20 protein-coding genes, 1 pseudogene and 2 riboswitches are annotated in these 21,228 nt (G+C 31.3%); all 21 genes and pseudogenes read left to right on the top strand.

Annotated features, from left to right (window positions below):
- Window positions 1-42: 42 nt before the first annotated feature.
- The 21 genes and pseudogenes from B5D41_RS10395 to B5D41_RS10295 all read left to right on the top strand — a co-directional run bounded on the left by B5D41_RS10395 (window position 43) and on the right by B5D41_RS10295 (window position 21,176).
- A complete protein-coding gene (locus B5D41_RS10395; protein WP_078810589.1) occupies window positions 43-990 on the top strand; it encodes a permease in 948 nt (315 codons plus the stop codon).
- 29 nt (window positions 991-1,019) lie between these two features.
- Window positions 1,020-1,259: a thioredoxin family protein gene (locus B5D41_RS10390; protein WP_078810588.1), complete on the top strand. Its 240-nt coding sequence runs from the start codon at window positions 1,020-1,022 to the stop codon at window positions 1,257-1,259.
- A 98-nt stretch (window positions 1,260-1,357) separates the two neighbouring features.
- Window positions 1,358-2,512, top strand: a complete 1,155-nt coding sequence (locus B5D41_RS10385; RefSeq protein WP_078810587.1) for an aminotransferase class V-fold PLP-dependent enzyme — start codon at window positions 1,358-1,360, stop codon at window positions 2,510-2,512.
- Window positions 2,513-3,025, top strand: a complete 513-nt coding sequence (locus tag B5D41_RS10380) for a (Fe-S)-binding protein (protein ID WP_078810585.1) — start codon at window positions 2,513-2,515, stop codon at window positions 3,023-3,025.
- 219 nt (window positions 3,026-3,244) lie between these two features.
- Complete coding sequence (locus tag B5D41_RS10375) at window positions 3,245-4,189, top strand: substrate-binding domain-containing protein (RefSeq protein WP_078810583.1); 945 nt, start codon at window positions 3,245-3,247, stop codon at window positions 4,187-4,189.
- Window positions 4,186-5,682, top strand: a complete 1,497-nt coding sequence (locus B5D41_RS10370; RefSeq protein ID WP_078810582.1) for a sensor histidine kinase — start codon at window positions 4,186-4,188, stop codon at window positions 5,680-5,682. The genes B5D41_RS10375 and B5D41_RS10370 overlap by 4 nt, the downstream gene beginning before the upstream one ends.
- Window positions 5,675-6,406, top strand: coding sequence for a response regulator transcription factor (locus B5D41_RS10365; RefSeq protein ID WP_078810581.1), 732 nt, complete (start codon window positions 5,675-5,677; stop codon window positions 6,404-6,406). Before B5D41_RS10370 ends, B5D41_RS10365 begins: the two co-directional genes overlap by 8 nt.
- Before the next feature lie 267 nt (window positions 6,407-6,673).
- Window positions 6,674-9,220, top strand: a complete 2,547-nt coding sequence (locus tag B5D41_RS10360; RefSeq protein ID WP_078810580.1) for a molybdopterin-dependent oxidoreductase — start codon at window positions 6,674-6,676, stop codon at window positions 9,218-9,220.
- A 21-nt stretch (window positions 9,221-9,241) separates the two neighbouring features.
- Entirely contained in the window at window positions 9,242-9,964 is a 723-nt protein-coding gene (locus B5D41_RS10355) for a 4Fe-4S dicluster domain-containing protein (RefSeq protein WP_078810579.1), read from the top strand.
- A gap of 67 nt (window positions 9,965-10,031) precedes the next feature.
- Window positions 10,032-10,706 (top strand): TorD/DmsD family molecular chaperone, encoded by a 675-nt coding sequence (locus B5D41_RS10350; RefSeq protein WP_078810578.1) that lies wholly within the window; start codon window positions 10,032-10,034, stop codon window positions 10,704-10,706.
- A 25-nt stretch (window positions 10,707-10,731) separates the two neighbouring features.
- Window positions 10,732-11,922, top strand: coding sequence for a 4Fe-4S dicluster domain-containing protein (locus B5D41_RS10345; protein ID WP_159442940.1), 1,191 nt, complete (start codon window positions 10,732-10,734; stop codon window positions 11,920-11,922).
- A gap of 28 nt (window positions 11,923-11,950) precedes the next feature.
- Window positions 11,951-12,124 carry a twin-arginine translocase TatA/TatE family subunit gene (tatA, locus tag B5D41_RS10340; protein ID WP_078810575.1) on the top strand — a complete coding sequence of 58 codons (174 nt, stop codon included), beginning with the start codon at window positions 11,951-11,953 and terminating at the stop codon, window positions 12,122-12,124.
- Between the two features lie 58 nt (window positions 12,125-12,182).
- Window positions 12,183-12,307: riboswitch (molybdenum cofactor riboswitch) on the top strand.
- Between the two features lie 46 nt (window positions 12,308-12,353).
- Window positions 12,354-13,340, top strand: coding sequence for an extracellular solute-binding protein (locus tag B5D41_RS10335; RefSeq protein WP_159442939.1), 987 nt, complete (start codon window positions 12,354-12,356; stop codon window positions 13,338-13,340).
- Window positions 13,333-14,124 carry an ABC transporter permease gene (locus B5D41_RS10330; RefSeq protein WP_078810572.1) on the top strand — a complete coding sequence of 264 codons (792 nt, stop codon included), beginning with the start codon at window positions 13,333-13,335 and terminating at the stop codon, window positions 14,122-14,124. Before B5D41_RS10335 ends, B5D41_RS10330 begins: the two co-directional genes overlap by 8 nt.
- 28 nt (window positions 14,125-14,152) lie before the next feature.
- On the top strand, window positions 14,153-15,244 hold the full coding sequence (locus B5D41_RS10325; protein WP_078810569.1) for an ABC transporter ATP-binding protein: 1,092 nt from the start codon (window positions 14,153-14,155) through the stop codon (window positions 15,242-15,244).
- 40 nt (window positions 15,245-15,284) lie between these two features.
- On the top strand, window positions 15,285-16,271 hold the full coding sequence (gene moaA, locus B5D41_RS10320) for a GTP 3',8-cyclase MoaA (protein ID WP_078810568.1): 987 nt from the start codon (window positions 15,285-15,287) through the stop codon (window positions 16,269-16,271).
- 3 nt (window positions 16,272-16,274) lie between these two features.
- The gene (gene moaC, locus B5D41_RS10315) at window positions 16,275-16,769 is read left to right on the top strand and encodes a cyclic pyranopterin monophosphate synthase MoaC (protein ID WP_078810566.1); all 495 of its coding nucleotides are present in this window, start codon (window positions 16,275-16,277) and stop codon (window positions 16,767-16,769) included.
- Between the two features lie 15 nt (window positions 16,770-16,784).
- Entirely contained in the window at window positions 16,785-17,225 is a 441-nt protein-coding gene (locus B5D41_RS10310; protein WP_200806467.1) for an MOSC domain-containing protein, read from the top strand.
- Window positions 17,226-17,265: 40 nt separating this feature from the next.
- Complete coding sequence (locus B5D41_RS10305; protein ID WP_078810562.1) at window positions 17,266-18,480, top strand: molybdopterin molybdotransferase MoeA; 1,215 nt, start codon at window positions 17,266-17,268, stop codon at window positions 18,478-18,480.
- Between the two features lie 43 nt (window positions 18,481-18,523).
- A pseudogene (gene tatC, locus B5D41_RS10300) lies at window positions 18,524-19,187 on the top strand (twin-arginine translocase subunit TatC).
- A 311-nt stretch (window positions 19,188-19,498) separates the two neighbouring features.
- Window positions 19,499-19,586: riboswitch (cyclic di-GMP riboswitch) on the top strand.
- 45 nt (window positions 19,587-19,631) lie between these two features.
- The gene (locus tag B5D41_RS10295) at window positions 19,632-21,176 is read left to right on the top strand and encodes a methyl-accepting chemotaxis protein (protein ID WP_078810561.1); all 1,545 of its coding nucleotides are present in this window, start codon (window positions 19,632-19,634) and stop codon (window positions 21,174-21,176) included.
- The last annotated feature ends 52 nt before the right edge of the window (window positions 21,177-21,228 follow it).

The following is a 21,228-nucleotide window of genomic DNA, read 5'->3' as shown; positions in this document are numbered from 1 at the left end:
ATAATGATGTTATTAGTATTATGAAGAATGAGGAGGGGTCTTATGTTAACAGAATTTGCTGATTTAGTAGTTTATAATTGGTTGAACTTAAATCCAGAGGCACATTTAGCGGAGGCATTACATTTCTTTATCTATGATACACTTAAAATCATTCTATTATTAAGTGTTATGATCTTTATAATTTCTATTATTCGTAGTTTCTTTCAACCAGAGAAGGTTAAGAAGTTATTAAGTGGGAAAAGATTATTTGTGGGTAATCTGATGGCTTCTTTTTTAGGAGTGGTGTCACCGTTTTGCTCTTGTTCTACAGTACCGATCTTTATTGGTTTTGTTGAATCCGGGGTACCATTAGGAGTAACATTTTCATTTTTAATTACTTCTCCGATCGTTAATGAGATAGCATTAGTATTACTCTATTCAATTTTTGGTTTTAAGATAGCAGCGCTATATTTGATTAGTGGAGTAACTGTAGGAGTATTAGGTGGTGTCTTAATTGGCTATTTAGATTTAGAAGAGTACGTAGAAGAGTACGTTTATGAGATTGAGATGGAAGAAGAAGAGATTGCAGCAATGACTTGGAAAGATCGAATTGAGTATGCTAAATACCAGGTTCAAGACATAGTAGGTAGGATATGGAAGTTTGTCATGGTTGGAATAGCAATTGGTGGTTTGATTCACGGTTATGTACCAACAGGAGCTCTAGCTAACTATGCTGGGCCTGATAATCCATTTGCTGTTATTGTAGCAGTTGTTTTTGGGGTTCCACTTTATTCTAATGCAGTAGGAACAGTTCCAATTGTAGAAGCACTTATGGATAAAGGAGTAGCAATAGGAACAGCTTTAAGTTTTATGATGGCAACTGTAGCTTTATCTGTACCAGAAATGGTCATTTTAAGAAAAGTGCTTAAGCCAAAGTTAATAAAAATATTTGTATTTATTGTTGGAGTTGCCATCATTGGCGTAGGTTACTTATTTAATATAGTTATTTAATTATAATACAAAAGGAGGTGAGTTTAGAGATGGATATTAAGGTTTATGGACCTGGTTGTAAAAAGTGTGTAAAATTAAAGAAGAATGTAATGGATGCTTTAGCAGAATTGGATGTAGCAGCTAATGTAGAGAAAGTAGAAGACATGGCTGAAATAGCTAAAGCTGGAATATTAAGCACACCAGGATTAGAGATTAATGGAGATGTTAAAGTAAAAGGTAGATTAGTAAAAGTAGGTGAAATTAAAGATTTAATTGAAGCTGAGTTATAAAAAAATAGATTATAAAGATAATTTCCTGTCTGTGATTCTTTGGTTGCAGACAGGAAATTATTAAATATTATAAAATAAAAAAATTGAGGTGAAGTAAAGTGGAAGTTTATTTTGATAATGCAGCTACATCTTATCCTAAACCAGATGTTGTTTACGATAAAATGTCTGAATTTTTTAAAAATAATGGAGTTAGTGCTGGTAGAGGTGCCTATCAAAAAGCATTTCAGGCTGAACAAGCTATCTATAATACTCGCAAGAGTTTAGCTCAATTATTCAATATAGCAGATCCTACTCGCATAGTTTTTACTCATAATATAACTGAAGCAATTAATTTGGCTCTAAAAGGTTTACTAAAAAGAAATGATCATGTAATTACTACTAGTTTAGAGCATAATGCTATTTGGCGTCCATTAAAAGAGTTAGAAAGAGATCGAGGAATAGAGATTACTAAGATTGAATGTGATAGTAGTGGGCAAATTGGTATAGATAAAATTAAAAATGCAATTAAAGATAATACTAAGTTAATTGCATGTTTACATGCTTCTAATGTAGTTGGTACTATCTTGCCTATAGCACGAATGGGAGAGATTGCAAATGAAGCAGGGATTCATTTTTTATTAGACACAGCTCAGACAGCTGGAGTATATCCTATCGATGTCAAAAAGATGAATATTGATCTGTTAGCTTTTACTGGTCATAAAGGATTATTAGGACCTACAGGAACCGGAGGCTTATATATTAAAGAAGGAATAGATTTAAAACCACTAAAGGAAGGTGGTACTGGTAATAATTCTACTTCTGAATATGCACCTAAGGAGCTACCGAATCGTTATGAAGCAGGAACTATTAATACTGTAGGATTAATTGGATTAGGGGCAGGTGTAAATTATATTTTAGAGCAAGGAGTAGAAAAGATTAGAGAAAAAGAAGTAAGATTGATAGATTATGCTTTAACTAAGTTATCAAAAGTTAATGGTGTAATACTTTATGGTGATAAAAATGTTCAAAAACGAGTAGGAGTTATTTCTTTCAATTTAGAAGGATTAGATCATGCAGATGTAGCTTATAAATTAGATAGTGAATATAATATTATGGTCAGATCAGGATTACATTGTGCTCCTAATGCTCATAAAACGATTGGTAGTTTTGCTTTAGGTGGTACTGTTAGAATGGGAATCGGTTATTTTAATACTAAAGAAGAGATTAATTACTTAATTAAGGCTTTAAAGGAGATGGAGAGGATGGAGGAATAGATGTTTTTAAAAAAAATTGAAGTTGAGACTATTAGAAGATGTGGGGCAGATAAAACAAAGATAAGGTTTAGAACTCGTCCCTCGACAGATATTAGTGAATTATTACCGTATTTAAATGCTACTTATCCAGATAGCATTTATTATGCCAAAAAGCCTAGCTTAGAATTAAAGAAGGATGACGCTGTTATTTTATTAGAATCAGAAGCAATCGTTTTGAATGAATTAAGTAATACTACTCAGGGAATTAAGCTGATAGATTGGGTAAAAGAAGAGATTAATCGTGTTTATAAAAATAAAGATCAGATAGAACCTGATTATACTTCGAAAGAAAATCTAAGTGTTCCAGAACTATATAAAAACTTACCACAATTAAATTGTAGCGAATGTGGAGAAGTAACCTGTCTAGCCTTTGCTACTAAATTTGTTAAAGGAGAGTATGAATTAGAAGCTTGTAGTCCATTATTTACAGATGATTATCAGGGAATTAGAGAAAGATTAGAAGATTATATTTAAAGCTATTCTATATTATTTTTTTAAAAATAATAAAAAGTTATTATTACTTATCTTAGGCTTATTAGGCTTTTTAGTACAAGGAGATAATACGGTTGTTTCTCCAATTTTACCAGGATGTAACCACCGAGTAAATTTATATTTCTTCGGTGGTTTAATGATTTATTTAACTATTATATATAACTTATGTTATAATAAAAAAGAAAGGAGGAGTAATTTAAGATGAAACAAAATCAAACTTTAATTACACTATTTTTAATACTAATTTTAATAGTTGTAATATTTGTTTTTGGTTATAATACTTTATTTACTCAAAGCGATTATCCATTTATTTCGTTTAGTAAACAGGTTACAAGGTCTGATTTAAAAGTAACTCAAGTAAAGCACAATGATCCTCTTCGTATTTCACTTGCTGCTATTACGTCAACTAAGGAAAGCATAACTTATTATGAAAAATTATTAACTTTATTAGAAGAAAAATTGGATAGACCTATTGAAATAGTTCAGCGAAAAACGTATAGTGAAGTTAATGAACTATTACGTACTGAAGAGGTAGATATGGCTTTTATTTGTACTTATAGTTATGTTAGTGGTCATGATTCATTCGGTTTAGAGCTATTAGCTGCTCCGCAAAAAGATGGTAAAGCAAATTATTATTCTTATATAATTGTTCGAGAGGATAGTGGAATTAATAACTTTGATGACTTACAAGGAAAACGTTTTGCTTTTACTGATCCTATGTCTAATACAGGTTATAATTATCCAATGACACTTTTAAAATGGCGAGGAAAACGTTCTGAAAATTATTTTAAGTCTTATATATTTACTTATAGTCACGATAATTCAATTAAAGCAGTTATGGAAGGTATAGTAGATGGGGCTGCTGTAGATCATATGGTATATAAATATTTTCTAAAGATAAATTCACAAAATAAGGATAGCTTAAAAGTAATTAAAAAATCTCCAAAATTTACTACTCCTCCAGTTGTAGTTAGACCAGGTCTTAATTCAGAAACTAAACAAAAGTTACAAAATTTTTTCATGACTTTAGATGAATCTTCAAATGGGAAAGATATTTTGAAAAATATGGGTTTAGATGGTTATGAAATAGTTAGTGATAAAGATTATAATAGTGTAAGAAAATTAAGGAAAGAATTAGAAGAATGATAGATCAAATACATTCTAACTTATTTAAGCCGTTCTTTAATCTAGTAGGAGTTAAAGGTAAAATTATGGGGATTGCTATTATCTTAATTTTATTATTAGCATCATTATTAATTTTAGAATCAGAAGATATATTTACTCAAGTATTAAGGCATGAAGTAGAAAAACAAGGAATCTCTTTAGCTCAATACATAGCAGTTCGTAGTGAAGATTTCTTGTTGACTAATAATCTTTTTGGTTTGCACCAATTAATTAAGGATGTAATGAATAATAATCAGGAATTAGCTTATATTTTGATTTTTAATTCACAAGGAGAGTTAGTATCAGATACTTTTGGTAGAAAGATTCCTAAAGAATTAATTGATTTTAATCAGAATTTTAATCAGATAAGTTCAAATCAGGATTATAGTAGTAAGACTTTTAGAAATGAAGGTGGAATTATTCATGATATAGCAGTACCTATTTGGCAGGGGCGTTATGGGATAGTTAGGTTAGGGGTCACCGAAGTTTATATTGATCAAGCATTAACTAAATTAAAGTATTTACTTTGGTTTAGTACAGTATTAATTTCCTTTTTAGGAATCGCTATTGCTTATTTTTTAGCGAATCTAATTAATAAACCTTTAAGTGAACTGGTTACTGCTACTGGAAAAGTTGGTTCAGGGAAGCTAGATTATAGAGTTTCTTTGGATTGGGCTGAGGATGAATTAGGTAAATTAGGCCAAGCTTTTAATAATATGACCGCTAAATTACAAAGAACAGCTATTGAACGGCGAAAATTATGGAAAGAGTTACAGAAGAAAGAGGAACGAAGACAGTATTTATTAAATAAAGTAATTATGGCTCAGGAAGAAGAAAGAAAGAGAATCGCTAGGGAGTTACATGATGAGACTAGTCAAGCTTTAACCAGCTTAAATTTAGCCTTAGCTAATTTAGAAAATACTGACGAGCAAAAGAAATTTAATGAAAGAATAAAAATGATGAAGAAAACAATAGCTAAAGTCTTAGATGAAATTAATTTATTAGCTCGGCAGTTACGTCCTAGCATTTTAGATGATTTAGGTTTAGCAGCAGCTGTTGAAAATTATATAAAGGAATCCTCTAAATACTGGAATGAAGATGTAGGTTTGCATATTAATGGTCTAATCGATACTACCCTCGCTAAGGAAGTTGAGATTACAGTCTATCGGATTATACAAGAAGCATTAACTAATGCTCTTCGTTATGCGGAGGCCGATAATATTAGTGTTATAATTAATAATAGAGAAGGTAATCTATTAGTTATTATAGAAGATGATGGATGCGGCTTTGATTTAGATGAGGTTATGAATAGTGATCGAACTCAAGAGCATTTAGGTCTCCTTGGTATGCAAGAACGTGCTGATTTATTAGGTGGAGAGCTAACAATTGAAACAGGAGAAGGAAATGGAACTACGGTTTATGTTAATATACCAGTTAATGACACATCAATAATTGAGGAGGAGTTTGATGATTAAAGTGTTGGTAAGTGATGACCATTCATTGGTTCGGAAAGGTATCATGACTCTTCTTGATAACGAAGCAGATATTAAAGTTGTTGGTGAAGCTACTAATGGAGAAGAAGCTGTAAAGAAAGCTCGAAAACTCAAACCAGATGTGATTTTAATGGATTTATCTATGCCTAGGATTGACGGTATGGAAGCTACACGTAAGATTACTTCTAGTAATTTAAAAAGTAAGGTACTTATTTTAACTGTTCATGAAGAAAAAGGATACTTTAAAGAAGCCTTGGAAGCAGGTGGATCAGGATATATATTAAAGAAAGCAGCTGATGTTGAATTATTGTCTGCTATTCGAGCAGTTCATCGTGAGGAGGTCTTTATTTATCCCTCTATGACAAAAATTTTAATAAGTAATTATTTAGCAACAAATAACAATAGTAAAATGAAAAAAGAATTAACAGGTCAGGAGAAAAGATGTCAGTCTTGTCAGCAAGAGACAGAAAATGTGGAGAATATAGATGACAATCAAGGTCAAGATGATAATTATTCTTTATTAAGTAATAGAGAAAGGGAAGTATTTGAATTAGTAGCTATGGGCTATACTAATAAACAGATAGGGCAAGAATTAGTAATTAGTGTAAAGACAGTTGAAACTCATAAATTTAGAATGATGAAAAAATTAGAACTCAATAAACGTTCAGAAGTAGTTCGTTTAGCTATAAAAAAGGGGATATTATAATTATAAAATAGGATTTGTAGGGGAATTCCCCTACAAATCCTATTTATATATATTATATAAGTGATTTTACCTACAAAAATCAATAATTATCCCTATACAAATTATTTGTGATTTAATGTACAATATATTTAAAGGGTAAATAAAAATGATAAACATGAGGGGGCAATAAAACAAAGAAAAAGAATTAATATCTATTTTTAGAGGAATTTTTTTGGAATCCACACTAAGTTTATTGATGTTGACAAAAATAATTAAGGGGGGACAATTATGAAATTAACTAGACGAGACTTTCTAAAGGTTTCAGCAACAACTACTGGTGGACTTGTTGCTTTAGGAGCCACTGGATGTAAACGTAATCCAGCTTTAAGTTCTTTAGCTAAAGATGATTCAAATTCAATTGATGGAGGAGAATGGAAACCGACTACTTGTCAGGGATGTACTACCTGGTGTCCAGTTGAAGTAAAGGTTGTTGATGGTAGAGCAATCAAAGTTAAAGGAAATAGGTATTCTAAGGCTCATAATGGGAATATCTGTCCTCGGGGACATATGTCATTACAACAAGTTTATGATCCTGATAGAATTAAAGTTCCAATGAAACGAACTAATCCTAAAAAGGGTAGAAATGAAGATCCAAAATTTGTACCGATTACTTGGGATGAAGCAATTGAAGAGATAGCGGATAGGATGTTAGAGTTACGAGAAAATAATGAGACACATAAGTATGTTACTTTTCGAGGTAGATATACTTATATGAGAGATATTATATATGGAAAGTTCACTAAAATATTTGGTTCTCCAAATGGTATTTCTCATAGTGCTATTTGTGCTGAAGCAGAGAAGTTTGGGTCATATTATACTGAAGCATATTGGGGCTATAGAGATTATGATTTAGAGAATACGAAATATGTATTACTTTGGGGAGCAGACCCATTGGCCTCTAATCGTCAGGTACCTCATTCTATTAACGCTTGGGGAGATGTGCTTGATCAAGCAGGGGTAGCTGTTATGGATCCGAGACTTTCTGCAACTGCTGCTAAAGCTGACGAATGGTTGCCGGTTATTCCTGGTGAAGATGGTGCTTTGGCTATAGCAATGGCACATGTTATTTTAGCAAAAGGCCTTTGGAATAAAGAGTTTGTTGGTGATTTTGTTGATGGTAAGAATAGATTTAAGGTAGGAGAAGAAGTTGATGAATCTACCTTTAAAGAGAATTATACTAATGGGGTAGTTAAATGGTGGAATTTAGGACTAAAAGATAAAACCCCTCAGTGGGCAGCAAAACGTTCTGGAATTTCTGCTAAACAGATTGAAAGAGTTGCTACTGACTTTGCTAAGGCAGGACCAAATGTTATTTCCTGGTTAGCTACTGGAGCGTCAATGCATGTCCGTGGTGGCTATACTGCTATGGCAGCACATGCACTTAATGGATTAGTAGGTTCTGTTGATAATAAAGGTGGAAGTATTAGACATTCTGATATTCCAGTAGACGATTTTCCTGGTTATAAAAAGTATCTTGATAAAGTTGCTAAAAAAGGTTTAGAGCATCATAAGATGGATCAAAGAGGATATAAAGAGTTTCCTGCTCTAAAGAAAGGAAAATCTGGTAAAGGAGTTGTTACTAATAACGCTGCGGATGCTATATTAGATGAAGAACCTTATGAAATTAAGGTAGCTATCGGTTATTGGAATAACTTTGCTTTTTCTTGTTCTGGAACTGATAGATGGGAAGAAGCATTGACTAAACTTCCTTTCTTTGTGCATATAACGACTAATCCAGCAGAAATGACTCAATTTGCTGATATTGTACTACCTGCAGCTCAGCATAAATATGAAAAATTTGGTTATGTAAAGTCTAAAGCTAATACTCATGCTTATGTTACTATGAATCAGCCTGTTATTGAACCACTTTGGGATGTGAAGATGGATGAAACAGAAGTTCCTTGGTTAATAGCTGAGAAGATGGCTGAAAAAGGTTATGATAAACTTATTAAATATTTTAAAACAGAAATTAAAGATCCTGAAACAGGTAAATCTCCAGCTAATGAATATGAATTTAGTGAATATGCTCTTAAAATTCGTACTCAACCTCTTTGGGACCCTAAGATTAAGGTTAATGGTGATCAGATAAATGGTTGGAAGGAGTTTAGAAAGCTTGGAGTTTGGAATTCAGAGTCATATAAATTCAAACAAAACTGGGATGATTTTGGTACTAAAACAGGTAAATTTGAATTCTATAGTGAAACATTAAAGAAAGCTTTAGGTAAGCATGCTAAGAAGCATCATACTGATATTGATGATATTTTAGAGACATGTAAGTATGAAGCCAGAGGAGAACTTGCTTTTGTTCCTCATTATGAGGAAGCATATCGTTGGGGTGAAGAGAGAGAATATCCATTCGTTTTCTTTGAGCATCGGTCTCGACTTAACCGAGAAGCACGGTCAGCTAACTGTAATTGGTACCAAGAGTTAAAAGACGTCGACCCAGGTGATGAAGCCTGGAATGATGTAGCTAAGATAAATCCTAAGGATGCTAAAAAATTAGGAATTAAGACTGGAGATAAGATTAAACTTATTTCACCAACAGGTGAGATTGAATGTGAAGCTAAGCTATGGGAAGGTGTTCGCTCAGGAACAGTAGGTAAGTGTTATGGACAAGGTCATTGGGCTTATGGTAAGGTAGCTAGTGAAGATTATAAGAATAAATTACCACGTGGAGGAAATAATAACGAAATTCTTCCACCTGATTATGAACGACTAAGTGGAAGTACAGCCCGTCATGGTGGAGTTACTAGAATTAAAATCAAAAAAATATAACTATCTACGGAGGTGAATTAAATGGCAAAATATGTAATGGTGATTGATCTTCATAAATGCGCTGGATGTGGGGCTTGTGTAATAAGTTGTAAGAATGAGAATAATGTACAGGAAGGATTTTATTGGGGACACTATACTCATAAAACTGTTGGTAAATTCCCAAATGTAAACTATGAGTTTATACCAACTTTATGTAATCACTGTGATAATGCACCTTGTGTAGAAGTTTGTCCTGTAGGAGCTATGCACAAAGATGAGGACGGAACAGGGATGGTTCTTCATGACCCTGATAAATGTATCGGCTGTAAAAGATGTCAAAAAGCAGATCCGTATGGAGTAATTAACTTTAATAAAGAGAAAGCCCATCCATTCTGGAGAGATAACGAAAAGATTATACCAAAGGTAACGTCTTCTGGAAAAGAAGTTACAAAAGCAGTAGGTGAAATCCCTCCATATTATAATCCTGCTCGAGCAAATACTACAGACCGCGATAAGACTTATGATGGTGTTAGAAGAAAAGGTGTTGTAGAGAAGTGTTTGCTTTGTGATCATCGGGTTAAAGAAGGTTTAAAGCCTTATTGTGTAACTGCTTGTCCTGCTGATGCAAGAGTGATTGGCAATTTAGATGATAATAATAGTGAGGCAAATAAATTATTAAAGAAATATAAATCGTTCAGACTTAAAGAAAGTTTAGGAACTGAACCAAGAGTATATTATATTAGAGATTTTAATTCACAGAAATAAATAATTAGTCAGTTATAGTGAGGGGAGGAGACTCCCCCTACTATACTTTCTAAAGGAGGTAATTTAATTGAATTTAGAAGAAATTTTATCTTTACAAGAAGCTAGAGAAAATACTTATAAACTCCTATCTACTCTTTTTTATCTTCCAGAAAAAGATTTATTTGAAAGTCAAGTATTAGATAATTTAGTAGTTTCAACAGAAGTTATATCTGATGATCTAATGGAGTATGCAATTTCTTTGCAAAAAGAGGGAGAAAAGATTTCTAATATTGAAGATTTAAAGGTTGAATATTCAAGACTTTTTGTAGGTCCTTTTGACTTAATTGCACCCCCTTATGGATCAATTTATTTAGAAAAAGAAAGGAAGGTGATGGGAGACTCTACAGTAGATGTATTAAATAAATATAAGGAAGTAGGATTAAAAGTTGCAGATGACTTTAAAGATGCACCTGATCATATTATAATGGAGTTAGAATTCTTGTACTTTTTAACTTTCAATCAGATTGAAGCTATAAACTCTTCTGATTTTACATCTGCATTGCAATATTTAGAAATACAAAGAGAATTTTTAGATAATCATTTAGGAGTATGGATATCTGAGTTTACTAAGAGAGTATCAAATAATGCTAATACTGAATTTTATAAATCACTTGTTAATATAACTAAGAATTTTATAATTAAAGATTATGAACAGCTTATAGGTGAGATAATTAATGAAGTTGATTCATTAAGAAAAGAATAGTAATTTTGAACTAGGGGTGAAGAATTTGTTTTATTTAAATAAGTTATTTAATTTAATTAGTAACTTAGATATTGAATCAATAAAAGTTAAAAGTCATTTATGTACTAAAATTCGTTCCCCTCATAGTCAATGTCAGAGGTGTATTAAAAATTGCTCTCAGGATGCTATTACTATAAAACAAGAAGTAAATATTTCACAAGAAAAATGTAAAAAATGTGGTCAATGTTATAATGTCTGTCCTGTAGGAGTTTTTGTTATCCAGGAAAGTTCAGATTCTAAATTAATTAGTGATGCTGAAAACATTGCTAACTTTGATCAGGAACTTGTTTTTTCTTGTCAAAGAGTTAATTTGAAACGAAATATGAGAAAAAAAGAAATAAAAGTTAATTGTTTAGCTAGGTTATCAGAAGAAATTTTAATTAGCATGTTTAAATTCGATTTTAAATATTTATTATTAAAGAGCGGGAAATGTGCTGAATGTGAATTAAGTGGTCTGAATTTAATAAAGGAAAGTATAAAAAATAGCAATAATATTTTAAGTTTATTTAATAATAAAAAACGAATTTGGTTAAATGAGATAAAAGATAATCAAATTCCGAGTTATACATTAAAATCTTTAATTTTTAACGAAGAAGAGATTAAACGAGATGGAACTAAAGAATATCCTACAAAGGCTAATGATGAAGTTATTAATAGAAGGGAATTATTTACTTTTCTAAAGTCAGAAATTAAGGGAAGTTTTATCAAGGATAAGCAAAAATCTAACAGAGATAATGATGATACAGAACTTCCAATTAATAGAAGAATATTATTAAGTTTTATTCAGCAAATTTCTAAAAATAAACTTATAAAAAATACAGTAAAACAATCTGTATTCTGGGATGTGAAGTTATCAATAGAGTGTGATTTCTGTGGTATTTGTGCTAAATTATGCCCAAACTCTGCTTTAAAGATAATTAAAGAGGAAGAGAAAAAGGAAGTATTATTTAATCCTGCTTTATGTACAGGTTGTAAATTATGTCAAGATGTATGCACTTTAGATGCAATTCAATTTTCCAATCAAGAAAAGATGAGAATGGTCTTAAATAATGAACAGATTAGTATATTAAGAGGATTTAAAAAGAAATGCTTAAACTGTGGTGATGATTTTTTTGCTACTGAGGATGAAACAGTTAAATGTTTTGGTTGTTCTTATCAAACGAAGTTAATGAATTAAAAAATTAATAAATTAAGGAGGGGTTTATGTGTTTGGATTAGGAGCTCCAGAATTAATCTTGATTTTAGTAATAGCTTTAGTTATCTTTGGGCCTAGTAAATTACCTGAAATTGGTCAGTCATTAGGTAAAGGAATTAAAGAGTTTAAAAATGCAACTGAAGATGTAACAAAAGAGGTTAAAGAATTAGATAGTGAAGAATAAACGATAAATTGATATTATGTTATAGGAAAGATTAAATTTGTTTAAAAGTTAATTAATATTGATTAGTTATCTTCGAATTAAGATTGCCTAAAGGAGCAAGGTCTATGGTGTCTTAAATGCGATAGGGTATGATGCGAAAGGATTATGCCTCCTAAGTTGGAAAGGAGATAGTAATATTTAAATGCTCCTTTTTTATAAGGAGCATTTTTATTTTGAGAGGGAGTATTCTATGAAAAGATCATGGATTTGCATAGTAGTTTTAATTGGTTTAATATTTACTACTGCAATGACTAATGTTAATCTATTTACTACACAGCAAGATTTGAAAGAAATATATGCCGGTTCTCTATTAAATGTGATGGAGAATAGAGTTAATCCAGCATTAGAGAAACATTTGAATATAAAAATCATTGGTGAAGGTCATGGTTCGGTTAGTGGAGCAAGGATGATTAATGAGGGATTACGTTATCCAGATATTTATTTAAGTGCGGACCCTACTGTAAATGAACAACTTTTAATTGGTGATGAAAACGATAATTTAATCAATTGGTATTTATCTTTTTTAAGTAATGAATTAGTGATTACTTATAGTTCAGATAACAACTTTAAAGCAGATATAAAGAAAGTTAAATCAGGAAAGAAAGTATGGTATGAATTATTATTAAATAAGGGATTTCGCTTAGGTAGAACTGATCCAAACTTGGACCCAAAAGGGTATCGGACTTTATTTATGTTTGATTTAGCAGCAAAATATTATAATGAAAAAAATTTAAGAGAAAGAGTTTTGAATACTAATAAGCAGAAATTAATATTTCCAGAGACTGAATTGATGGCTATGTTAGAAACAGGACAACTTGATGCAGCTGTAACTTATAAGAATGAGGCGATTGAAAGAGACTTATCATATATTAGTTTACCAGACCAAGTTAACTTAAGCAATCCGGAATTTGCAGATTTATATAGTCAAGTCAGTTATAAAACTGATCAAGGAGAAGTATTTCAAGGAAGACCAATTTTATACACAATTACTATTTTGAATGAAGTAGAAAATAATTTTGAAGTTATTAAAGCAGTAGAATATGTTTTATCTCAAGAAGGACGTAAATTATTTAAGAAGAATGGATTTAATTTAGTACCTGTTCAATTTAGAGGAGAAAAAGAGAAGATTCCAGTGAAATTACAAAAATATATTGAAGGAGAAATAGATATTGAATAGGGAAAAAAGCTTATTTGAAATGGTCTTTTACTTTTTGGCTGTTATAGCTTTATCATTTATTAGTCTACCTTTATTAAATCTGATTTTAAGAGGGTTATCCTTAGATATATTAACTAATATTCTAACTTCTGATTTTTATAATGCTATTCGAGTTTCATTAATTGCTTCCTTGATAACTTTAGTGATTAATATCTTATGGGGAATTCCAGTAGCCTATTTATTGGCGAGAAGAGAATTTATAGGTAAAAAAATTGTACAGGCTTTAATCTTCTTTCCAATAGTTATTCCTCCAATTGTGAGTGGGATCTTATTATTAATGCTTTTTGGTCCACGAACTATAATCGGTGGAGTATTAGTTAGTTATGGCTTGCGTTTTACTGGTACAATCTGGGGGACAATCTTAGCACAAACTTTTATTACTGCCCCTTATTTAATTATTACTACCAAAGTGGCTTTTGAAAAAGTAGATAAGAAGTTAGAGGATATTTCTTTATTGTTAGGTAAGAGTCAAAGGCAGACTTTTTGGCAAATAACCTTGCCTTTAGCTAAAGATGGGATTATTGCTGGTATTCTATTGACTTGGATTAGAGCAATTGGTGAATTTGGAGCTACTATAATCTTAGCTTATCATCCGTATTCTTTACCAATTAGAATTTGGGTTCAATTTACTAGTGGAGGTTTAAAGACAGCTTTACCATTAGTAATTGGTTTGATTTTAATTGTAGTTTTAATCTTAATCATCTTAAGATTAATTATTGGGGAGCTAAAATTAAAGGTATTATAAAGAAAGATATTGTAAAGTAGGTGGTCATATGTTAAAGGTTGATGTATATAAGAGATTAGGTGATTTTGAACTAGATATAGAGTTTGAATTAGATAATGAAATTTTAGTTTTATTTGGACCTAGTGGTTGTGGAAAAAGTACTACTCTAGAGTTGATTGCTGGCTTAAAAGTGCCAGATCGTGGTGAGATATCCAATCAAAAAATTACCTTTTTTCATAAGATAAAAAAAGATGTTAAAGAAAATCTACCTATTAATAGAAGAAAAATTGGCTATGTTTTTCAAGATTATAGTCTTTTTCCGCACATGACAGCCTTTGAGAATATAGCTTATGGTATTCAAGAAAGTACTTATTCAAAAAGAGAGATTGTAGATAAGGTTAATAAATTATTAGTTGAATTAAGATTAAAAGGGCTGGCTGACCATTATCCTGGAGAGTTATCTGGAGGGCAAAAACAAAGAGTAGCAATTGCCAGGGCATTAGTTGTTGAACCGGATATATTATTATTAGATGAACCATTTTCAGCTTTAGATACTTTAGTGCGAGAAAAACTTAGACAAGACTTATTGAGAGTTCATGCTGAATTTAAAATTCCTATTATTTATGTTACTCATAATTTAACAGATGTTTTTGAGTTAGCTGATAAAGTTGCAGTTTATAATGAAGGAAAGATAGAACAGTTTGGTTCTAAAGAATTAGTTTTTTATCAACCGCAAACTAGAAATGTAGCTCGATTTGTTGAAAGTAAGAATATATTTGATATGTCAGTAGTAACAAAAAATGATTCAGAAATAGTTTTAAGTAATGAAGAATTTTCTATAGTAATTCATGATGATAATTCTTTAGAAGTCGAAGAAGAAGTGATAATTACTATTAGACCAGAGTTCATACAAATTATTTCTAATGACTTAGAGAGAAGAGATGAAAATTCATATTCAGGTGAAATAATTAGGATTTTAAATAAAGGGTCAGTAGTACGATTATTTATTAAAGTTTTTAGTAAAAAAGGCTTTGATTTTATAGTTGATCTTGCTTATGATAGTAATTTCAAGCTTGCAGTTGGAGATAATATTGATGTTTATCTTCCAGCAAATAAGATTCATATTATTTCTAAAAATTAATTCTAAATTAAGAGTAATTATAGAGAGTAGGTGTTGACTAATGCAAGACAATTATAGACGAGAAATCGATTATTTAAGAGTGTCAGTTACTGATCGTTGTAATTTAAGATGTTTTTATTGTATGCCAGAAGCTGGAGTTGAATTAAAAGGTTGTAACGATATCCTCCGTTATGAAGAATTATATAAGATAATAAAAGCTACTACTGAATTAGGAGTTAGTAAGGTACGATTAACTGGTGGAGAACCTTTAGTAAGGAAGGGTTTAATTGATTTTATTAGAGATATTAAAAAATTAGGCATAGAAGATTTGGCAATGACTACTAATGGAACATTATTAGCTAAATATGCTAATGACTTAGCAAAAGCAGGATTAGATAGAGTTAATATTAGTTTAGACACATTACAAGCAAAGAAGTTTGATGAAATAAGTCGTACTAATCATTCGTTATCACAGGTAATATTAGGGATCAAAGAGGCACAAAAAGCAAACTTGAATCCTGTTAAACTAAATGTGGTACTGATTAAAGGAGTTAACGATGACGAAATAGAAGATATTGCTAAATTGACTTTAGATAATCGAATCATAGTCAGATTTATTGAATTGATGCCTTTAGGTGAAAGTTATAACTGGGCAGAAAAGAAATATATTTCTATTGATGAGATTCAGGAAGAATTAAATCAGATTAATAATCTTATACCTGCTGAAATCGATCAAGGAAATGGGCCAGCTAAGTATTATCGTTTTTCAAAAGCTAAAGGCAAGATTGGTTTTATTAGCCCTATTTCTGATCATTATTGCAGTGAATGTAATAGAGTCCGCTTAACTGCTGATGGATTTTTAAAGCCTTGTTTGCATGCTAATAATGAATTCAATATTAAAGAAGTATTGCGAACAGGAGTGAATGATAAAGAATTAAAACGAATAATTACTGATGTTATCCTTAATAAACCAGAAAAAGGTTTGGGGATAGAAAGTGTTTCTGATTTTAATATTAATCAAAGAAAGATGTCACAGATAGGAGGTTAATTTATGACTGAAAATAGTCAAGAGTTTACTCATTTTAATGAAGCTGGTAGAGCTAAAATGGTTGACGTTAGTAAGAAGCCATTAACAGAGAGGAAAGCTATTGCTGAAGGTAAAGTTTATACTAGTTTTGAGACTATTAATCGGATTCAGGAAGCCAAGATTGAGAAAGGTGATGTATTAGGTGTGGCCCAGATTGCTGGTATTATGAATGCGAAAAAGACTAGTGATATTATCCCGATGTGTCATCCACTAAATTTGACTGGGGTTGATTTAGATTTTGAGATTAATGTTAAAGATAATTATATTAGAATTGTAGCTGAAGTGAAGATAAGTTCACAGACAGGAGTTGAGATAGAAGCTTTAACCGCAGTTTCAACGGCTGCTTTAACTATTTATGATATGTGTAAGGCGGTAGATAAAGGAATGGAGATTGATGAAATTAGGTTATTAAAGAAGACTGGTGGGCAGAGTGGTGAGTTTGTTAGAGAAACTGAATAAAATTAAGGAGTGATGTTGATGGCAGAAATTTTTGCAGTGTCAATTAGCGAGAACAAAGGAGAACAAAAGACTAATAAGGACTCTGTTACTTTAAAAGAGGATTATGGAATTATTGGTGATGCTCATGCTGGGGATTGGCATAGGCAGGTTAGTCTTTTAGCACAAGAAAGTATAGATAAGATGATAGAGAAAGGATTAGATGTAAGTGCAGGTGATTTTGCTGAAAATTTGACTACTAAAGGGATTGACTTACTTAGTTTAGAGATAGGTAGTCGAATTAGAATTAATAATGAAGTGGTACTTGAAATTACTCAACTGGGAAAAGAATGTCATGACCGTTGTGCTATCTATCACCAAGCAGGAGACTGTGTTATGCCTCGAGAAGGAATCTTTGCCAAAGTAATTCAAGGTGGTAAAGTACAGCCTAAGAATAAGATTGAAGTTATAAAAGAATAATTAAAAATAAAGTTAGAGATATAAAGAAAGGAGAAAAATAATGATTGATATTGATATAGCGTTAGAAAAGGTTTTGAATAGAGCTAAAATTAATGATAATGTTCGAGTACCTATTTTAGAATCTTTAGGCTTTGTAATTGCAGAAGAGATATATGCTAATGATACTATACCTCCATTTGATAAATCAGCAATGGATGGGTATGCAGTTAAATATATAGATACAATTGGGAGCACGAAAGTTGATCCAAACTTATTAAACTTAGTTGGTGAAGTTCCTGCTGGTCACCCTAGTGATTATCAGTTAAAGTCAGGGGAAGCATTAAAGATAATGACAGGGGCACCAATTCCTAAAGGGGCTGATGCTGTTTTAAGGAAGGAAAGGGCTCATCTAAAGGGGAATCAAATAGAGGTCTTAGTAGAGGTATCTAAAGGTAAAGATATTTGTCCTGCTGGTGAAGATGTAGAGAAAGGCGAGTTAATCTTTTCTCCTGGAACGAAGATAACACCAGCAGTAGTTGGCATGTTAGCAACATTAGGTTATGATGAAGTTACTGTCTATCGTCAGCCAGAAGTAGCAATCTTAGCAACTGGTGATGAACTGGTAGATATTAATGATGACTTAAAAGCAGGTAAGATTAGGAATAGTAACACCTATTCTATAGCAGCACAGGTTAAAACTTATGGTGGTAAGCCTAAAATTTTAGGTATCGGTAGAGATAAATTGACTAAACTGAAAGAAAAGATAAAATTAAGTTTAGAATCTGATATTTTAATTACTACTGGAGGAGTATCAGTTGGTGAATATGATCTTATACAGGATGTCTATAAAGAGTTAGGGATAGACATATTATTTAAAAAAGTAGCTATGAAGCCAGGAAAACCAGTAACATTTGGAGTTTATAACGATAAACCTGTTTTTGGGTTACCAGGCAATCCTGCGGCAGCAATGGTTGGATTTGAAATTTTTGTTAGACCGACATTACTAAAATTGATGGGGCAGCAAGATTTAAAATTTAAAAGGGTTACTGCAAAACTAAAAGAAAGTGTTGAGAAGAAAAAGGGAAGAAGACACTATCTTAGGACGATCCTTACTAGAAAGGATAATGAAAATTTTGTGAGTAAAGCAGGAACGCAAGGTTCTGGAGTGCTTCACACATTTGCTAATGCAAATAGTTTGGCAGTTGTTCCAAAGGATATAGAATATTTAGCAAAGGGAAGTGAAGTAGAAGTACTAACATTAGATAAGTGGTTTTAATTTTTAATTTAATCTAATATATTTTAAAGATGGAGGAATAATTATGTCAGATATACAGATGTCATTAGTTGAACACTTAACTGAATTAAGAAAAAAGTTGCTAATTTCTATTGGTGTTTTAGTTATCTTTTCAATAGGTAGCTATCTATTTGCAGAGCAGATAATAGATATATTAACTCATCCAGTTGGAAAAAAATTGGTCTATCTTACTCCTCCGGAAGCTTTTTTCACACAATTAAAAGTTTCTTTTTTCACAGGCTTTTTAGTAGCTCTACCAATTATTCTTTATCAATTTTGGAAGTTTATTTTACCGGGACTTAAAGGTAGCGAAAAGAAATCTTTATTGATATTAGTGCCTTTATCATATTTATTCTTTATAGGTGGAGCTGCTTTTGGATTTTTTGTAGTGATTCCTTTTGGTATTAAGTTCTTTTTAGGTTTCACATCTAATAATCTAGAAGCAATGTTTTCTTTAAGTAAGTATATTTCTTTTAGTTTTTGAGTTACCATTATTAATAACTCTATTAGTTAAATTAAATTTAATTACTTCTCAATTCTTAACTACTAATCGAAGATATGTAATAGTCAGTATTTTTGTTTTTGCTGCTATATTGACACCACCAGATATTATTTCACAAACTATGATGGCTTTACCATTAATTTTACTTTATGAGGGAAGTATTATTGTAGCTAAAATAATTGAATAAGATAAATAATAAATTTATTAAAGAATAAAGCCTGTGACTTTGATTAACATGAGGACACAGGCTGTTTTTTTATTATATTCTCTGGGATCCTTACTATTTAGAGTTCATTAGATTTGGCTGTTATTTAAATTTGATAATATAATGCTAGTGGATTACAAATACAATATTTTGTGATGATTGTCACAAAATATCCGGGACAAATATAACTTTATATTACAATTATTTTAAATTAAAAGGTATTACAGTAATAATAAGGAAATTATAATATAATAGATTAGAATCATAATTATGTACAATAAAATAGTATTTTAAATTTTAGAGGGCAAACCTGTTGAAAAGCAGGGACGCAAAGTTATGGGGCTAAATCCTTTAAAGGATTTAGCTTGCCAGACTGCATTTTAAGGCCCTTGAGGGGCCTTTTTTTATTTAAAAAGGAGGGGTAAGATGCGTTTAATTAATAAAGAAATGTTTGATATTGATGTCGAACGTACTTTGAAAAGCCGGCTATTATTGAAAACATTGATTTTTTCTGGAATATTGGGATTGATTGGTCTGTTATTACTAGGTGTCTTTACTTATAATACAGCGACAGATGGTCTTCAAAAATTATCTACTGAAAAATTAGAGACTATATCAAATGAGTTAAATTATTATTTTAATGAAGTTAATATGTCACAAGAAGAATTAATTAAGAATTTAGATGATCTTGATGCCAAGGAGAAGAAATACTTTCAAAATGGAACCGGACAGATTTATATAATAGATAAGCAAGGAAAAGTATTATATGGAAAATCCAGTGATAGCTTAAAACTTATTGATCATATTCAGGAAAATAAAACAAGCAGATTAGAATATGAGGTTAATAATAATAATATGATGGCCACTTATGAATATAATTCAGATTTAGGCTGGTATATAATAGTTGCAGATCAGATTAGTAATATGACACGGTTTAATAAAGATGTAGCTTGGACGATGATAATTACATGTCTTGTGGCTATGGCATTAATGGGGACAGGTGCTATTTTTGTAACTAATAATATTACAGGTCCTATTAATCAATTAGTAGATATTTTAAATAAGACAGAGCAGGGGGACTTGACTGCTCAAGTTAGCTTTGCTTATCGTGAAGATGAATTAGGAGTTTTAGGTACTACTTTTAATAATATGATTGATAAGCAGGGTGATATTATAAATCGAGTTAAGGTAGCAGCTCAAACAGTAAGTAGCTCTAGTGAGGATTTATCGACTACTATTGACGAATCAAATCAATATATTGGGACTACTACATCTAATATTACTGAGTTATCAGCTAGTATTGAAGAAATAGCATCAAACACTGAAATGGTTTCTTCATCAGCGGAAAGAATGAATACAACAGTTGATAATGGAAGCAAGTCTATTGAGCAAGCTGTTACTGAAATGGAGTCTATTCGCAATATGGTAGAGGAATCAGCAGGTATAATTGGGAATTTAGGTGAAAAGACAAAAGAGATTGAAAAAATTATAAATTTAATAAATAATATTGCAGAACAGACTAATTTATTAGCTTTAAATGCAACTATAGAAGCAGCTAGAGCAGGAGAACATGGTAGAGGATTTGCAGTGGTTGCAGAAGAGATTCAAAATTTGGCTGAAGAAACTTCTAATGCTACTAAAGATATAGCCCAATTAATTAGTGAAACACAAAAGGGTTCTGCGGAAGCAATAACAGCAATTGAAGAAGGAACGAAGGAAGTTGCAGTTGGAGAAGAAGTAATTACTAAAGCAGGTAATGCTTTTGAGGAGATAAATGAAGCCATAAGCGAAACAAGCTTTCAAATTAGAGATGCTAGTGCTGCGGCTCAACAAATGGCTGTTGGTGCTGATCAAGTAGTTGATTCTACTGAAAACATTGCTGATATGTCTGAAGAAATGAAAGAGACTTCTGAATCATTAGCTGAGGAAGCTACTGATTTAAAAGGGTTAGTTGATCAATTTAAAGTATAAGTTTTTTAGAAAATTCAAAACTTCTGTGATCAAAAAAAGTATATATTGTATT

It is taken from the genome of Selenihalanaerobacter shriftii (genome assembly GCF_900167185.1).
Lineage (GTDB): Bacteria > Bacillota > Halanaerobiia > Halobacteroidales > Acetohalobiaceae > Selenihalanaerobacter > Selenihalanaerobacter shriftii.
Note: the sequence above shows the minus strand (reverse complement) of the source record. Positions and strands in the feature narration are given on the sequence as shown.

Excerpts from the sequence above, each read along its gene's own strand:
- B5D41_RS10395 (WP_078810589.1), top strand. The coding sequence starts at position 43 with ATGTTAACAGAATTTGCTGATTTAGTAGTTTATAATTGGTTGAACTTA.
- B5D41_RS10390 (WP_078810588.1), top strand. The coding sequence starts at position 1,020 with ATGGATATTAAGGTTTATGGACCTGGTTGTAAAAAGTGTGTAAAATTA.
- B5D41_RS10380 (WP_078810585.1), top strand. The coding sequence starts at position 2,513 with ATGTTTTTAAAAAAAATTGAAGTTGAGACTATTAGAAGATGTGGGGCA.
- B5D41_RS10375 (WP_078810583.1), top strand. The coding sequence starts at position 3,245 with ATGAAACAAAATCAAACTTTAATTACACTATTTTTAATACTAATTTTA.
- B5D41_RS10370 (WP_078810582.1), top strand. The coding sequence starts at position 4,186 with ATGATAGATCAAATACATTCTAACTTATTTAAGCCGTTCTTTAATCTA.
- B5D41_RS10365 (WP_078810581.1), top strand. The coding sequence starts at position 5,675 with ATGATTAAAGTGTTGGTAAGTGATGACCATTCATTGGTTCGGAAAGGT.
- B5D41_RS10360 (WP_078810580.1), top strand. The coding sequence starts at position 6,674 with ATGAAATTAACTAGACGAGACTTTCTAAAGGTTTCAGCAACAACTACT.
- B5D41_RS10355 (WP_078810579.1), top strand. The coding sequence starts at position 9,242 with ATGGCAAAATATGTAATGGTGATTGATCTTCATAAATGCGCTGGATGT.
- B5D41_RS10335 (WP_159442939.1), top strand. The coding sequence starts at position 12,354 with ATGAAAAGATCATGGATTTGCATAGTAGTTTTAATTGGTTTAATATTT.
- B5D41_RS10325 (WP_078810569.1), top strand. The coding sequence starts at position 14,153 with ATGTTAAAGGTTGATGTATATAAGAGATTAGGTGATTTTGAACTAGAT.
- moaA (WP_078810568.1), top strand. The coding sequence starts at position 15,285 with ATGCAAGACAATTATAGACGAGAAATCGATTATTTAAGAGTGTCAGTT.
- moaC (WP_078810566.1), top strand. The coding sequence starts at position 16,275 with ATGACTGAAAATAGTCAAGAGTTTACTCATTTTAATGAAGCTGGTAGA.
- B5D41_RS10305 (WP_078810562.1), top strand. The coding sequence starts at position 17,266 with ATGATTGATATTGATATAGCGTTAGAAAAGGTTTTGAATAGAGCTAAA.
- B5D41_RS10295 (WP_078810561.1), top strand. The coding sequence starts at position 19,632 with ATGCGTTTAATTAATAAAGAAATGTTTGATATTGATGTCGAACGTACT.